The following is a 15,182-nucleotide window of genomic DNA, read 5'->3' as shown; positions in this document are numbered from 1 at the left end:
AATTTGTACAGGCCAACAAGAATGTGAGTGTACCAAGTGATACTATGCGTCCAATCATATTTTAAGTTTAAAATGATTTGACAAAGGAAGTGAGCATTGGATCCTTGTACATTTACATATGTAAAGAAAACTATATTTTATTTTTCTGGGCTCTAATTCGGCTTAATTGCGTTGGTGTTATGCCAAGATAGGAAGCAATGTGATACTGAGGTATAAGTTGCTCTAATTGAGGATATTCTTTTTTAAAAATGGCATAACGCTTATTGGCTTCCAACAATACGATTTCCACTTCACGTTTTTCTTTTTCCACAAAATAACCTTCAGCAATTTTTCTTAGAAGTCTTTCTAGGTCTTGATGCTGATCCAATAAGTCGGTTAATTTTTCATAATCCCCCAGTAACATTGTACAATCTGTTAGGGCTTGTTGATTTATAGTGCTTGGTAGCTGGGTTACCAAAGAGGAATAACCCCCGACCATATTATGTTTTATAAAGAAGTGTTTATTGTATTCTACTCCTTCATTGTTTCGGTAAAAAGCCCTTATTACTCCCTTTATTAAGAATCCAAATTCCTTGGCAACTTTACCTTCGTTAACAAAATAGTCCCCTTTTTTTAATGAATACTCACTAAAAATATTCTTTACTACCTTCCAAGTATTCTGATGAATGGGCGAAATAGTATTAAAATAGTGGAATAGTTCGTTCAAATTGCTATGTTTTTAAATGATATATACCCGTAAATATAGGAGTAGGAGCGGTTTAATCTGCAACCACTTTCAAGTAGCAATATACTTAATTAAATACAACAACGGTTTGAGTGCATACTCAAACCGTTGTTGTATTTTTACATTGTCTTATATCGGTTATCTTCCGATCATATACTTTGGCAAGCTATTAACTTTCCACTAATTTTTGGCAAGTATTGGGGCCTTTTTACTTCTTCCCCAGGCAATAAAAAGTGCAATACCTAACAACACGGCATTCATACCTATATTTGAAAATTCGCCTCGTGACGCATGAAATACGGCGGCAAAGACCATTACCAATCCAAGACCTAAAGCAGCCCAAACAGTTAAAAAAGGTTTGAAACGGAAAATAGTTGGAATTAATAAACCTAACCCACCGAGTAATTCACTAATACCTATAAATCTTACCAATCCTAATGGTGTAGATGTTACCCATGGTAGTGATTCCGCCAATACTTCCAACGGTTGGGTAGCTTTCATAATTCCGGCCATCACAAACATGGCTGCCAATAATCCTTGTGCAATCCATAAAACTATGTTAATTGCTTTGTTGTTTTTTTGATTTGTCATTTTACTCGCTTTTATTTTTGTCACAAAAATCATAGTTTTGGAAAGTCTATACATTGATGTACATCAAGAAATGACAATAGATTATTTTTGTTGGGAAAGTTCGTTTCTGACACGACTTAAAGCTTCAGGGGTAATGCCCAAATAGGAGGCTACCATTTTTAGGGGTACTCTTTGGGTAATGTTTGGGTAAGTTGAGATAAAATGCTCATACCTTTTTTTGGCATTAGAGCTCATTAACATTATTATCCTATTTTGCATCGTATTTAATCGTCTTAACAAGGCATTTAGGTCTGGACCTTCTTTTAATAATTCCTCTTTAGAAGCCACATTTATAGTGGTGTCTTCAATAGCATCGATATATAATTGGCAGGGTATATCGGACTCACAATTGTCCGTAACCAGCCAGTTTTCAGGTCCAAACATATAAATATGCTCTTTTCCTTTTTCATCAATGATATAACTACGCAACAAACCACTTTCAACAAGATAAACCTTGGAATTTATATCTCCTTTTCGTTGTAAAACAGTTCCTTTTTTTACGTTTATTTTTTTCAATTATGAATTTTTATTAAGATTTATTTTTTTGGCTTAAAATAGTAAAGTTTCCGAGTAGTTGTCCTTGCCCCACTTAGGCAGGTTGCTAGGACATCAATATATCGAATAAATCATAGATAGAATTTTCAATGTAACGTTCGTGTGTCGGTAGAGACTTGGAAACCCATGGAAACGCCACCATAGGGATTGTAATTGCTAGATGTTGTTAATGGTCATTATTCATTTGATACTCCAATTGTTCCTAAACCTATTCCATTGGTAGCCTTTCCCTTTTTGGATATTAAATTATCAATATTTTCTTTTATTAAACAGGAATTCCAAATGGGATTCCTGAATTTATATGGACGACCAAAAGTTTTATATTACGTTTTATTTTTTATTCTGGTTTTGGTCCTTTGGTAATAATAGTTCTGAGCAGGCTGGGAAACCAACGTTGCAACCAAACTAAAACTTTGCCGTGGGTTGTGAATATATAATTTCTTTTCCGTTTAATTATAGCCTTCACTATGACTTTCGCTGCCTTATTTGTAGGCCACATTAAATTTGCTGGACGTGGGTCTGGCCGATCAGGATGCCAAACACCTTCATTATCGATCTTGGCAATCTCCGACACCACAAATCCTGGATGAATGGTTGTAGAACTCACGCCAGAACCCTTTAATTCGAGTTGTAAGGTAAGACCAATTGAGTGTACGGCGGCTTTTGATGCTCCATAGGCTCCGAGATTAGGATTGGGAAGGTAAGCTCCAACACTTCCCAATAGACCAATACGACCCTGGCTTTGTTTCAAATATGGTAGGGCGTATTTTACCGTCAAGGCCAATCCCGTGACATTACCTCGCAATTGCCTATTCCAATCTGTTGCAGTCAGTTTGTCGATACTACCAAAAACACCAAATCCGGCATTGGCCACAGCAACATCTATACGTCCCCAATAGTCGATTATGCTTTGAACAGCATTTTTTATTGATTTTTCTTCCATAATATCAATTGGAACTACCAATGCTTCGCCACCCGAATTCTTAATTTGAAGAGCAATCTCTTCCAATAATTCTTTGCGTCTGGCAGATAGCACAACTTTATATCCCAATCTTGCCCACTCTAAGGCCATAGCTTTGCCAATACCGGACGAAGCTCCTGTTATCCAAACAACGTTTTCTTTTGTATTTGTCATTTTAGGTGTATTATTCATTCTTTTCTAAAATATATTTTAATCCGTCATCAAAACTGGGATAGGGTACGAGTCCATAATTATCCTAGGCTACGAATGAGACTGACACTCTATCTACTAATTGAGATTTTACTTTTTTATAAAATTCAAGCATTTCATTATTAACTTCCTAATTGGGATCAAATGGGTCAGATGAAGAGTTGGCCGTAGACAATGTTTTTCCATTAAATTGGTCTTTGTTTAAAAGATTTGGCTGTCAAAGCACTGAAAAAAGAACTCATATATGCATACCAACCGGCACTATTTCCAATATAGTTGTCGAACAAATCTGGCTTTTCCAAAAAGGCATACATTACAAATAAACCACTCAGGGACCTGCCATGAATAGGCCTTTTACCATTTGAGCGATAGTTTTTCTCGATATGGGGATTAGGTCATTACCAATGAATGAAAAAAAGTTTTCAGTTGCAGGATTTTTAACTTCGCATGTTGGTGTGCTTAATGGTATCATATCCCTTGCCCTTTTTATATTTGAAATTTCGTAATCTTTGGGAAGATTTACAACAACGGGTCTGTTCCCGCTCAATATTTTTGACTGAATACTGTCTTTGATTTCAATTTTGATAGTCAAATCTTGAGAAAATCCTAAAGTTGATTGTAATACCCCGATACTGACAAAAAGTAAAAAATAGTTTCTCATTTCTCCTTTTGCTTAAATGGGCTACAATACAACGCTAGGTGTTACATCTGGGACGGCAGTGGGGGAGTTGTTGCCTGGCCCCGTAATTTTATGGAAATATAGTGAAAACCATTATTGGTTTTCGACTGACTTGGGAATAAATTAGTGCAGGGCAAATCACATAGCGTGTGGAACTCTGTGGAATTGTTTTTTTTGGTTAATAGTGGTTCATTAAAGAGTTATTCTTATCCTGCGCGTTAATGTGTCCTTTATAGGGATGCGGATCCCTTTGAGAAGACGACCTCTGCGATAGTAGCTGGCTGGTTGGGGCACTGGCAAACGTATTGTAGTATATGAAGTGGTCGTGGTAGAATGCAAAGTCATTGTATTGGAATAAGTTGGGTTACTTCGTTTAAGCAACCAATCCAGTAAATACATATCGGTATCGCCACGTTTTTGGGCATGAGAGGATTTTTGTATGTGGACTTCTATGGGCAATAGTATTCGTTATTGGTAGTGTATTATCAACGTAATGCCTCAGCAACCGATTTACTATCTACAAACTGCTCAAAACTAATAATCTTACCATTGCTCAGTTTCCAAATATGGGCAACTCTAGCTTCAAAATACTTGTTCGTTTTTTTATAGGTACCGGAATAAGTGCCATAAGCAACTACTTCGTCATTACTTGCAATATAATCTTCAGGAGTAAATTGATAATCAATCCACTCGCTACCTAAGCGCTTAAAAACATTCTCAGTAACACTTTCTAAACCAATATATGTTCCTGCATACGGAAAGCCTTTTGCTTCTGTCCAACAAATATCGTCGGCTACGTGTCTGGCCAAGTTTTTACCATTTTCTTCGGAAGTACTCCCTTCATACGTGCTTTTTATGATATCTAAATTTGTCATAGCATTTTGTTTTAAAGAACAACTTGACAGCGCTAAAAGCATTGTCAAGTTGATAATTATTATGGGTTTTACCATTTCATTTCTCCTGTGTTCACTTTTGCCCCAAGGAGTAAAGCTGTTTCAAAAGTTAAATTTGGATATTTTGCTTTTATAGTTGCTATTAACGCTTCAGAAGTTTTATTGCTTTTCAAAGCTTCTTCATAAAATTGAATATAACTTTTTGTGTGCTTTACAGCATCAATAGTGAAATCAGAATTGGTATTTGCGTGTGCAGGGATTACAATTTCAGGTTTTAATTCACTAATTGTATTTAAAATTGAGATCCAGTTGTTACGTACCTCTGTGGTTTGTGCATCGGCCATCCACGCATTAAATGTTGTACCAAAAACATTAATACCACCTAAAGTTGTTTTTATGGAAGGAATCCATATAAAAGTTCTTTTTGGGAAATCCTCCAGCCCAATGATTTCCAATTTTTCGCCTTCTAAATCGATATGATTTCCTTTAATTACCTGCGGTAAAATTACATTGGAGGTAATTTTATCGCCTAATTTTTCGCCCCATACTTCCAATTTTTTTTGAGCTGTTGCTTTAATGTGCTCTACGGTTGCAGGTGAAGCATAAGCCGTAACCCCTGGAAAATATTTTTTGAACACTTCTAATCCGAAATAAAAATCAGGATCCCCATGCGAAACATAAATCGTGGTTAATTTCTTTCCTGAGTTTTTGATTTCTTTTGCTACCTTTTCTGCATCTCCCAAAGTAAATTGTGCATCTATCAATACCGCTTCGTTTTTACCTGAAATAATTACTGAAGCAACACCAAAGCTGTTTTCTGATGCGTTGTAAACTTGTAATTTAAAACTGTTTGTTTCTATTGTTTTGAAACTTTGTTCTTGTGCGTTCATTTTGAATAAAATTAAAATAGTTAAAAATACTGTTGAAATAATAGATTTCATTTTATGTCTTGTTTATAATGATGGTACAAAGATGCGATGGATCCCTATCACAAAACATTGAACAAGTTCAATAAATGAATTCCCTACTATTTTTTACTAGCTATTTTCCGTCTTATTTTACTCAAAAACTCGTGGCTTATGCCTAGGTAAGCGGCTATCTGCAGGTTGGTTAATCGTTGAAAGAGATTAGGGTATTTTTCTATAAAGTCTATATAACGTTGGTCAGCTGTTTTGCTCAAATTATCTATCATTCTTCGTTGTAACGAGATATGAGTTTTTTGAGTCATTATTCTGAACAGTTTTTCTATTTTAGGAATGTTGTTATATGCAAACTCTTTATCCTTTTTTGAAATCAATAATACTACGCTATCTTCTAAAGCTTGTATATAAAGATGGGATGGTTTCTCATTGGTAAAACTGTCCATATCCGTAATCCACCAATTTTCTTGGGCAAAATAGAGTACCTGTTCAAAACCATTTTGATCTATATGGTAGATTCTAAAAAGTCCTTTTGTGACAAAACCTTCAAACTTACAGATATCCCCTTCACGCAGAAGGAACTGTTTTTTCATAACTTTATTTTCATTGAATAAGTTGCAAAAACTGTCTATCTCTTTGTTTGAAAGAGCAATATGCTTTAGTATATTTTGTTTTAGTAACTCTTTCATATTCGTGGGTTATAATTACCCCATTGTTAGGACAATAAATCTATAAAAATAAGTTTAATGCTGTCTTGTTTTTAGGGAATCCTACAAGCCCACTCTTTAGGGCTGGGTATTTACTTACCGTGAACTTTTGCGCCGTACGTAGTGCGGAGCCAAGGCAACCTTGTATTTTCCCTTACACACGAAGATTTAGTTGTTGGCATTGGTTTTTTCTTTATTCAGGTAAACATTTGGATTAAATTTCTCCATATAGATTTCTGGCTTTGGCAGTTTTGTAAACCCATATTTTTCATAAAGCCATTCCGCTGTGCTTGTCAATAAAATCCAACGTCTTAAACCTTGCAATTCCTTATGTTCCATTATTGTTTCCATAAGCCATTTACTTAATCCTAGTCCTCGATATTCCTTCAGAATAAAAACGTCTCCCAAATATGCTATGGTTGAAAAATCAGAAATTACTCTTGCGTAACCAATTAAATTTGGTCCAATATAAATGCCAAAATTCAGGGAATTATCGATTGATTTTTCGACTTTTTCAAATGAAATTCCCTTGCTCCAGCCCGATTCGTAGGTTAAAAAATTATGGATCAATGCAATGTCCAATTTTTTTTTGTCGGTAGAAATCAAATAGTCATTATTATATTTTTCCAAAATCTCCAAATTGATTCAGTATGGGTTTGTTAAATTCAGTCCAAGGTGTTTTAATCACCTAAATGAGCAAATATATCCATTGCGACACACATTTGGGTGCGTGAGGGTTTTGGTTCGTAGTTATAAGCCAACAATGAATTATACGGTGTTACAAAAAGTCATGTTTACTCAACAATTATTTCTGTTATAGGACAACTTTTTGGTATATACATCTTCTTATCGGTTTTTATAAAATTTTTAAGTTTTTCGGTATATCTTAATTTTCCGTAATAATCGATATAATATATTTCTTTTATTAAGCCTATTGGTATTTTTCTATTTAACAACCATTTTTCAAATAGGTTAAGATGTGTAAAAATCGGCAATTCAAAATTTGATGTTGTTTCAATTATAAAATAATAAGTTCCTATTTTTTTTCTTTTGGCTTTCTTTTTATTCCTGAAACTATACTTGTATTCAATAAATGATTCATTATTAAGTAACGTATCTTTTACTCTAGTAAAATCATAGTCGTCATTTTTTAAGGGATTTGTTACGCCTAAAACATATCTACAATTCATATCAATCAAATCAGCGTCATTTAAATCTGGTTTTAAGACTATCGCATTTGCATGGATTTTACTTTTGTGATCATAAAAATTGAGTTGATAATTTAAACTATCTTTCTCGAAAATAACAGCAAAATATTCATTTTGTTTAGAATTTATTAGGTAATACCTATTCATATTTTGATGGGAAACCCTGCTATGCTGATTCTTAACTTTAACTGGTTTTTTGTAGAATAAGTTTACATCATATTCCATGATATGATCAAAATCATATAGCTTTTGTGAATAACCCATAGTTACTGATAAACTGAATAGTAAAATCGGAATTTTCATGAGCACTGTTCGTTATTGCTTAAGTTAATACAGTTTACAGATTGGCCTTTACACTAAATTGGTATCAAAGCTTGTTGCTTTTTCTTTGGTACTTAAATACCTTCCACCCAAGAATTTAACGACTACCGATTTGCAAATAATATTCTTAAACAGCTAAATCATCGGTTCTAATTTTATTGACATCGTTCTCTTTTTGTTGCAATAAGGCAAACCCAAAAGTTAGAACTCCAACCCGTCCAATAAACATTAAAATGATTATCAATACTTTACCAATGTTGGATAAATCCGCTGTAATTCCCGTACTTAATCCCACAGTTCCCAATGCGGATGCCACTTCAAATAAAATGCTGTCGAAAGAAAAGTTTTCAAAGTAAGAAAGCAAAAAGGAAAACAGGAAAATTAAACTCGTGTAAAGCATAAAAGTGGATGTGGCAACATATATTCTCTCAAATGGGATAAGTCTGTTTAAAAATGTGATTTTTTTTTGCCCAAACAATCGGCTTTTTAATATTGATAGCATTGCCGTTAAAGTCGTTATTTTCATTCCGCCCGCTGTTCCCGAAGGCGACGCTCCTATATACATAAGAAAGGTAATAAGCAATAGTATTGGCAAGGACATTTCACCAATTGGTATGGTATTAAACCCAACTGTTGTCATAGCAGACATTGCTTGAAAGAATGAGGTCATAAGTGAACTGTTAGAGCCAAGAATAGATGAAGACTCTGTTGTGTAAATGAGTAGAGTGCCTAAAAAAAGTAAGAGCAAAAAGCCGTAAACAATGATTTTTGTCGTAAACGAAATTTCTTTGGATTTACCTGTTATGCGATACCACAAATCTGTAATAACAATAAAGCCCAAAGAACCAGAAATGGCTAGCACGGCAATAATTGTGTTCATAAAAGTATTGTCATGAAAACTTTCGAAGCCATTATTAAACAATCCAAATCCTGCTGTACAAAACGATGAAATACTATGAAAAATTGAAAACCAAATCGCTTTTAAACTTCCCATTCCAGAATTGGTAAAGGCAAAATAGAAAAGTATAGTTCCAATAGTTTCCATTATTAGGGTAAAGACTATTACACTTTTAATGAAATCATTGGTCTTTATTGTATTGGGCAATGTAAATTCCGTTCCTATTAATTTACTATGCCAATGTGTTATTTTCTTGGTCGTAAATATTAAATAGTATGTTGTTAACGTCATATATCCAATGCCACCAATTTGTATTAACGCCATAATCACAAACTGACCGAAAAAATTATAGGCATCGAAAATGCTTACAGTCACAAGTCCAGTAGTTGAAATAGCGGAAGTTGAAATAAATAAATTATCCAATAAGGATATGTCCTTTTTATGAAATATAGGAATAGACAGTAAAATAAACCCAATCAGCGTATACAAAAAGAATCCCCAGACTAAATTCATCTGAGGCGATTTGCTAATTTGAAATTTTCGATACCACTTAGATACTTTTCTGTAGGTTTTATTTTCCATTCTTTGTATACTATATCAGTCCGGGTCATAATGTTGTACAAAGTAGATGTAAAAGATTAGTGGCCACTTTCAGGCTCCAAATTTAGCAAATACAAACGGAATAGAAAATCTTTGATAGGCGGGAACAAGAACTTACTATTGGCCATTGTTACTTGCTTTATTCATAACCAATTTGCACTGCAATTAGGATTGCAATAGCCGCAATGACTAATAGTATTACTGTAGGTTTTATTATAAACTTTATCCAGTTATTGTATTTTATTCCTCCTAATGCCAATACTGCCATTAGAGCTCCATTCGTAGGTACAATTACATCCATCATGATGGTTCCATATTGATAGGCAAGTACGCACACTTGCCTTGAAAGTCCAATCAAATCAGCTAGAGGCGTCAGAATCGGCATTGTTAAAATAGCTTGTCCTGAATAACTCGGTATCGGAAAATGTAGAATGCTATGGGAAAACATCATAAGAATGGCGGAAACAGAAGGTGAAACATTTTTTAAAGGAGAAAAAAGCCCATAGATAATAGTGTCTACAATAGATCCCTCACTCAAAATAATAGATATACTGTTTGCAAGTCCAATGATTACACATGCAAAAACCATCTCCCTAAAACCGTCAACATAAATTTCTGTAGTTTTATTAAATCCAAAATGCGCAATTAGACCGGATAATATGCCTAATCCGAAAAAACAAGCTGACATTTCGTTGAAACCCCATTCCAATACTATTAATCCGTAAGTAACCAATCCAAATGTCAATGCCAATAGTGTCAATATTATTTTGCTTCTGGTCGTTAATTTTATTACTTCCAATTCTAGTGCGGATTTTTCAACACGATGTTTGCTCGCATAACGTAGGATGTACATAGTCCAAACTATGGCAGCAATGAGCAAAAAAACTAATCTGAATTCAGTTCCTGAAAGTAGTTCCACCTCGGCTTCCTTTTGCGCAAGTAAAACTCCAAAAGGATTAAACGGACTAAAGGCAGCACCAACAACCGCCGACCCGTAACTAGCTCCAATGATAGTGGATGTATTATAACCAAGCGTGCGACCAAACAAGAGTAGGATTGGAGTCATGGCTATAGCCTCTTCCTGCAAGGCTATAGTAAATCCTGCCGTTAAGAATAATAAGGTTATGATGGCCAAAGCAAAGACCTCCCTTCCTTTTAGGGCCAGGATTAGTTGATTTAAGCCTTGATTGAGCGCTCCAGTCTTCTCAATAACATAAAAACATCCTCCCAGTAATAAAATTAATACAATTAAATCAGCCCGTCCAGCAATGCCCTTAGGTATTGCCAATAATGCATCAAAAGCAGAAAGATGGGGGGCGTTCCGTTGTTCATAAGAGTTGGGCACTACAATGGTGCGATTGTTTTCGGTATTAATTTCTCTTTGGTAATTCCCCTTGGGAATAATGAAGGTCAGTATCCAGGCAAAAAGTATTACGGATAGAATGATGACAAAAGCATTAGGGAATTTTTTCATTTTTTAAATATTATTGGCAGCGGTCTTCTTGTATGGCTCGTTGCGGTAAACCATTGCTGATTTTCCGTCTAAAGCGAAAGATAGCAAATAGCAATGAATTCCGATCAGAAAATCCAGCCATATTAATAGGAGCTTTTGTTACCGGTATTTCCGTTGAGATAGGGTTATTAGGAGCTGTGTTTTTAATTTTTTAGGTTTAACATGGGTATTTTAGCAAAATCATAACTATTGGATTCCATTATTGCTGTAGTCTACAATCATTAATCAATTCTGTCCTGAAGTGTCCAACATGTATTAGTGAAACTCAATTTTGAGAGGTCAGTAAGACGCACTTAGAATTGCAGGTTGAACCAATCCCGCCTTTTTCGGCGGGATCTAGGTTCAATGCCTCGACCCTTGGGTCGATTCCTTTAATTGGGTTCAGGGCTTGCTCTGGGGTTTAATACCTTTTATTCGACTTATCTTTCCGGGGTTAAAAATTGTACTTCTTATAGGCGATATGGTTCATACGCTGCGACTACTTCTTCATTGCCAAACGTATCATTTTGCCATTATTTCCTTTACGCAAAAATTGATTGATTAAATGCCTACCCGTTGCACCATTTGCTCCGGCTGTCAATACGGACATTCTATTTTTGTTTTTTTAATATTTTATAAATTCTACTATTAATGATTTCTGACAGGTTCCAGTTGTAGAGTTTAGCGTCGGTCGTGCTGTAGAACTCTATAACAACAGCATCAAGGTCTTTGTAATATTTTGCAAAACTTTGGTATCCAGGAACCCAACCGGAATGATCATACTTGTACATGGAGGAATATAACTCCTGTTCACCCTGTTCAAACAATGATCCATCATTTAATGCCCTTAGGAAAGTACCCACGTCTTCTGCTGTAGCTAACATGCCGTGTTCATCGGCCTTCAAATCAAAAGGATGTCCTACGTGATAGCCACTCATTACATCATCTAAATTCACTTCATCCAACGAACCATAGGTATGTTTCAGATTGAGAGGCTTTAAAATTTCTTCCTGAATAAATTGAAAGTTGTCATAACCTAGCACATTGTCCATTATCTTATTGATTAATAAGTAATTGGTATTGCAATATTCATAATCGGTGCCAGGTTCAAAGTTGGCAGGTTTGTTCAGGATCAACGCCAGACTTTCTTCATAGGATTGGGTTGGCGACGCCCAAAAATTTGGAGCATCCGTAAAATTGGGGATGCCACTTCTATGCTGTATCATCATCCTCAAGGTGATTTTTTCTGCCTTGTCAATTTTACCCACAAGTTCCGGTAAATAGGCAGCGAGGGTTTTTTCTAGAGATAACCGTCCATTACTTACCAGTTTGGCCACTGCTACAGCATCATATAGCTTGCTAATGCTTGCAATCTTAAACAATGCGTTGGGGTTGGCAAGTATCCTGGAATCACGATTGTGCCAGCCTGAAGCATAATACTGAGGGGGTTTGCCAGTTTGGTCTATATAAACAATCATTCCGTCAAATCCATGATCGATGGCTTCATCCGTTTGTTCCTGAATGGTATCGGGTAGTGGAAATATCCATGCTTTTAGCAATAGCCATGGTACAAAATAAAGTGAAATTACGGTTCCTGTCAGTAGCAAAATGCGCACTGTCCACTTGGCTTTTTTGTTTTTCATCATTTTTTCTTTAAAACTTTAATTAATTCCATTATGGTAGTCAATGGTCTGTCATCCTCTGAATAGTAACCTACCGACCTTAGGTTGACAGGAATATGTGGAGCAATCCAATTTATGTTGTCCTATGATTTTGAATTGGAGTGGAACTTTGTGGAAACTCATCCCATCAATCCAGAATATTGTAATTGAAACCTTCTAGACCCTCCCATTGGTTTAGGCTTAGATCCACTTGGTTTACCTACCAGAACCTGCATAAGGTTTAATATGCCTTTAAACTCTTGCAGTAGGTATTTTAAATAATAGTCCTCTTTGGCAGTATCCTTTAAATAGTCCATGTATTTGCTAAATGGCTTTAGGTTTGTCATTTTCAAATCATCAAGAATTTGGCCGATAGTATCGTCCGCATTGATCCTATCCCTCTTATAGCCGAAATTCCGGATAGTATGGAAATTAAAGGAGTCCAGGATTTCCAAGAAATTATATTTATCCATTTCTTCAAAATAGTGGTGGTAGGCATTATCAATATCGGTCTCATGGTTTCGGTTAAAACCATGTTGTCAACATACTTGACCATTGATTCCAGCCCTTCCATTTAAGTTTTATTAAAAAATTCAATTAAAGATTCATCACTTGTTAAGGCAATATTTTTTGGTTCCAAATTTGGGTTTTAAACAATGTAAATAATAGGATAAGTATTAATTTATTCATGTGTTTCATGTTTTGCATTTAATGTTCACCAACAGTATAATATCTATGATTTAGTAGCATATTTTAGTTACTGAATTAGCAAATACATACCGTATGTAAAATCCGTCTCGCAGCACTTAAAAGCGTGGGAAGATTTTTGAAATTGGACGGACAAGGCAAATACCTATAACCATGGTTGTGATACCCGTCTTCAATATTATTTTACCATTCATTTCAGTGTTCATTTCGAGTTTTAACCGGACTCGTTCTTAATAAATATCCAAAGCAAACTGCAAACAAGGAATATAAAATAGTAATTGTAAGAATCACTTTAAATTGGTAATCAGCGTAATTCCCAACCACTTTTATTAAGGCAAAAGCACTTACAAAAAAATGAAGTAAATTTCCAAAAACAAGTGGACGATTATAAATTCCACCTATTAAATTATTTTTTGCCATCCAATTCATCATTCCGAATCCCAAATACAAAGATCCAAAAATCTGCAATGTCAATATAAAGGTCCGATTAGTTCCTGCATCAAAAAATTCTGCTATTTCTTTAGGAAGGAAAGTTAGTCCAAATCCAATGATTCCAAGATATAAAGCAGTTACAGTCATTAAATATTTTGTGTTCACGATGTTTAATTATATAATCCAAAGTACAAGCCTTTTGTTTGTTTTTATTGGTACAATTATGTTAACATACATACTCCATATTGGGTGGGCCTATGAGAAAGCAACATCATTGGTCCTGGTCATGATTAGTGCGGAGCTATGGAATCCTATTATTTTTCGTCTAGGCATATAACAAAAGCATTTGGTCCGCCGGAACGTGCCTCCCTCCCGAATGATTTGCCGGGCTGGTTTCGATGGAGGACGGTTGGGTTTTTTTCTTTTTCATTTTAAAAGCCAAATCCTAGGGATTTTGTAGACATAATAAAAGTACATAAAACCAGCAAATATAGGAACAGCACTTATTATCAATAGGTTTTAGTATAGCCAGTTTTCTTATTTGATTTGTAATTGACTTACAATTTCAAATTGCTTATTGACAATAGATTGATTATGTCCATGTCCTGCATCTTGCAATAAAAAGTATTCTTTCTTCGGGGCATTGATTTTGTCAAAATATGGTTTGTTAACTTCTTTTGAAGTTAATATGTCTTGCTCTCCCTGTATCAGATAAACGGGAATTTTAAATTCTAAACCATCAATATTGTAATCCGTATCTGCTACCATCGATTTTATTCCAAGCTTTTCATGCCCAACAAAATTGATAAAGGAATAATCATCCCCATCATAACGGTCCTTACTGTCTTTTTCATTATCATATTCTGAAGCTATTTCCCACCAAAAATTTGGAGCTGGAGTTGAATTTTTTATTTCATATTTTTTAACAATTCTTAATAATTGACCATAACTTTTGGCATTATTATAAAGCGGTTTTCCTAAGGTGATAAGTTCATCTATGGAAACCTTATCTTTCTGATCTTTGGCCATTTCGAACACTTTTTGATATGAATACATAATATTATCCGAAAAATTAACAAACTGGGCATGCCCAATATAAGCATGGAAAAGTTCAGGATTACTTAAAGCCATTTCAGTACCAAGAATTGAGCCCCAAGAAGTACCTACTAGAATAACTTTCTTCTTATTTAAGTAATCAATTAGGTAATGGGTAAGTTCAATCCCATCTTGAGTCATCTGCTTTAAGGTCAAAGGGTTTTTTATCCAATATTCTTCCGTGATGTCCGCTGGTGTATTACGTCCATAGGTTTTTCCGGCACCTCTTTGGTCCCAATTGACCAAAATAAAATTCTTTTCCCACCCTCTATACATGGCATTGTCATACTGGCTCATTGTGCTACCTGGACCACCATGTATGAAAAGAATTATAGGCTTTGATAGGTCATCACCTTTAATAGTAATCCATTGTTCAATTCCCCCAATGGAAACAAACTTGCTCTCATTGATGGATTTAGTTTGAGCGATTGAAAAACTTGAAATTAAAAAAGTAATAATGATAGCGTTTATTGTTTTCATAGTAACGG

At 35.0% G+C, this 15,182-nt stretch carries 17 protein-coding genes; all 17 read right to left on the bottom strand.

What is annotated here, in order from left to right; translation table 11 throughout:
• Window positions 1-130: 130 nt before the first annotated feature.
• The 17 genes from B9Y87_RS04725 to B9Y87_RS04650 all read right to left on the bottom strand — a co-directional run bounded on the left by B9Y87_RS04725 (window position 131) and on the right by B9Y87_RS04650 (window position 15,174).
• Window positions 131-706 carry a Crp/Fnr family transcriptional regulator gene (locus B9Y87_RS04725; RefSeq protein WP_085496741.1) on the bottom strand — a complete coding sequence of 192 codons (576 nt, stop codon included), beginning with the start codon at window positions 704-706 and terminating at the stop codon, window positions 131-133.
• 198 nt (window positions 707-904) lie between these two features.
• A complete protein-coding gene (locus B9Y87_RS04720) occupies window positions 905-1,339 on the bottom strand; it encodes a DoxX family protein (protein ID WP_245808646.1) in 435 nt (144 codons plus the stop codon).
• 57 nt (window positions 1,340-1,396) lie between these two features.
• Window positions 1,397-1,870, bottom strand: coding sequence for a Crp/Fnr family transcriptional regulator (locus B9Y87_RS04715; RefSeq protein ID WP_085496739.1), 474 nt, complete (start codon window positions 1,868-1,870; stop codon window positions 1,397-1,399).
• Between the two features lie 376 nt (window positions 1,871-2,246).
• A complete protein-coding gene (locus B9Y87_RS04710; protein WP_085497509.1) occupies window positions 2,247-3,044 on the bottom strand; it encodes an SDR family NAD(P)-dependent oxidoreductase in 798 nt (265 codons plus the stop codon).
• Window positions 3,045-3,265: 221 nt separating this feature from the next.
• Window positions 3,266-3,412, bottom strand: a complete 147-nt coding sequence (locus B9Y87_RS22410; protein ID WP_394334958.1) for a hypothetical protein — start codon at window positions 3,410-3,412, stop codon at window positions 3,266-3,268.
• Entirely contained in the window at window positions 3,409-3,741 is a 333-nt protein-coding gene (locus B9Y87_RS04705) for a hypothetical protein (RefSeq protein ID WP_085496737.1), read from the bottom strand. The genes B9Y87_RS22410 and B9Y87_RS04705 overlap by 4 nt, the downstream gene beginning before the upstream one ends.
• 503 nt (window positions 3,742-4,244) lie before the next feature.
• On the bottom strand, window positions 4,245-4,634 hold the full coding sequence (locus tag B9Y87_RS04700; RefSeq protein WP_085497507.1) for a nuclear transport factor 2 family protein: 390 nt from the start codon (window positions 4,632-4,634) through the stop codon (window positions 4,245-4,247).
• Between the two features lie 68 nt (window positions 4,635-4,702).
• Window positions 4,703-5,593 carry an MBL fold metallo-hydrolase gene (locus tag B9Y87_RS04695; protein ID WP_085496736.1) on the bottom strand — a complete coding sequence of 297 codons (891 nt, stop codon included), beginning with the start codon at window positions 5,591-5,593 and terminating at the stop codon, window positions 4,703-4,705.
• A gap of 86 nt (window positions 5,594-5,679) precedes the next feature.
• Window positions 5,680-6,261 carry a Crp/Fnr family transcriptional regulator gene (locus B9Y87_RS04690; RefSeq protein ID WP_085496734.1) on the bottom strand — a complete coding sequence of 194 codons (582 nt, stop codon included), beginning with the start codon at window positions 6,259-6,261 and terminating at the stop codon, window positions 5,680-5,682.
• A gap of 186 nt (window positions 6,262-6,447) precedes the next feature.
• The gene (locus tag B9Y87_RS04685; protein ID WP_317045111.1) at window positions 6,448-6,909 is read right to left on the bottom strand and encodes a GNAT family N-acetyltransferase; all 462 of its coding nucleotides are present in this window, start codon (window positions 6,907-6,909) and stop codon (window positions 6,448-6,450) included.
• Between the two features lie 164 nt (window positions 6,910-7,073).
• Window positions 7,074-7,790: a hypothetical protein gene (locus B9Y87_RS04680; protein WP_139827164.1), complete on the bottom strand. Its 717-nt coding sequence runs from the start codon at window positions 7,788-7,790 to the stop codon at window positions 7,074-7,076.
• Window positions 7,791-7,935: 145 nt separating this feature from the next.
• Window positions 7,936-9,288, bottom strand: a complete 1,353-nt coding sequence (locus B9Y87_RS04675) for a TrkH family potassium uptake protein (RefSeq protein ID WP_085496728.1) — start codon at window positions 9,286-9,288, stop codon at window positions 7,936-7,938.
• Between the two features lie 157 nt (window positions 9,289-9,445).
• Complete coding sequence (locus tag B9Y87_RS04670) at window positions 9,446-10,780, bottom strand: YfcC family protein (RefSeq protein WP_085496726.1); 1,335 nt, start codon at window positions 10,778-10,780, stop codon at window positions 9,446-9,448.
• 629 nt (window positions 10,781-11,409) lie between these two features.
• The gene (locus tag B9Y87_RS04665) at window positions 11,410-12,444 is read right to left on the bottom strand and encodes a serine hydrolase domain-containing protein (protein ID WP_139827163.1); all 1,035 of its coding nucleotides are present in this window, start codon (window positions 12,442-12,444) and stop codon (window positions 11,410-11,412) included.
• Between the two features lie 155 nt (window positions 12,445-12,599).
• Complete coding sequence (locus tag B9Y87_RS04660; RefSeq protein ID WP_085496722.1) at window positions 12,600-12,932, bottom strand: hypothetical protein; 333 nt, start codon at window positions 12,930-12,932, stop codon at window positions 12,600-12,602.
• A gap of 430 nt (window positions 12,933-13,362) precedes the next feature.
• A complete protein-coding gene (locus B9Y87_RS04655; RefSeq protein ID WP_139827162.1) occupies window positions 13,363-13,764 on the bottom strand; it encodes a hypothetical protein in 402 nt (133 codons plus the stop codon).
• Between the two features lie 372 nt (window positions 13,765-14,136).
• A complete protein-coding gene (locus B9Y87_RS04650) occupies window positions 14,137-15,174 on the bottom strand; it encodes an alpha/beta hydrolase (protein ID WP_085496718.1) in 1,038 nt (345 codons plus the stop codon).
• Window positions 15,175-15,182 lie beyond the last annotated feature (8 nt).

Source organism: Arenibacter troitsensis, assembly GCF_900177645.1.
Lineage (GTDB): Bacteria > Bacteroidota > Bacteroidia > Flavobacteriales > Flavobacteriaceae > Arenibacter > Arenibacter troitsensis.
This window is presented reverse-complemented; position numbering and strand designations above follow the sequence as displayed.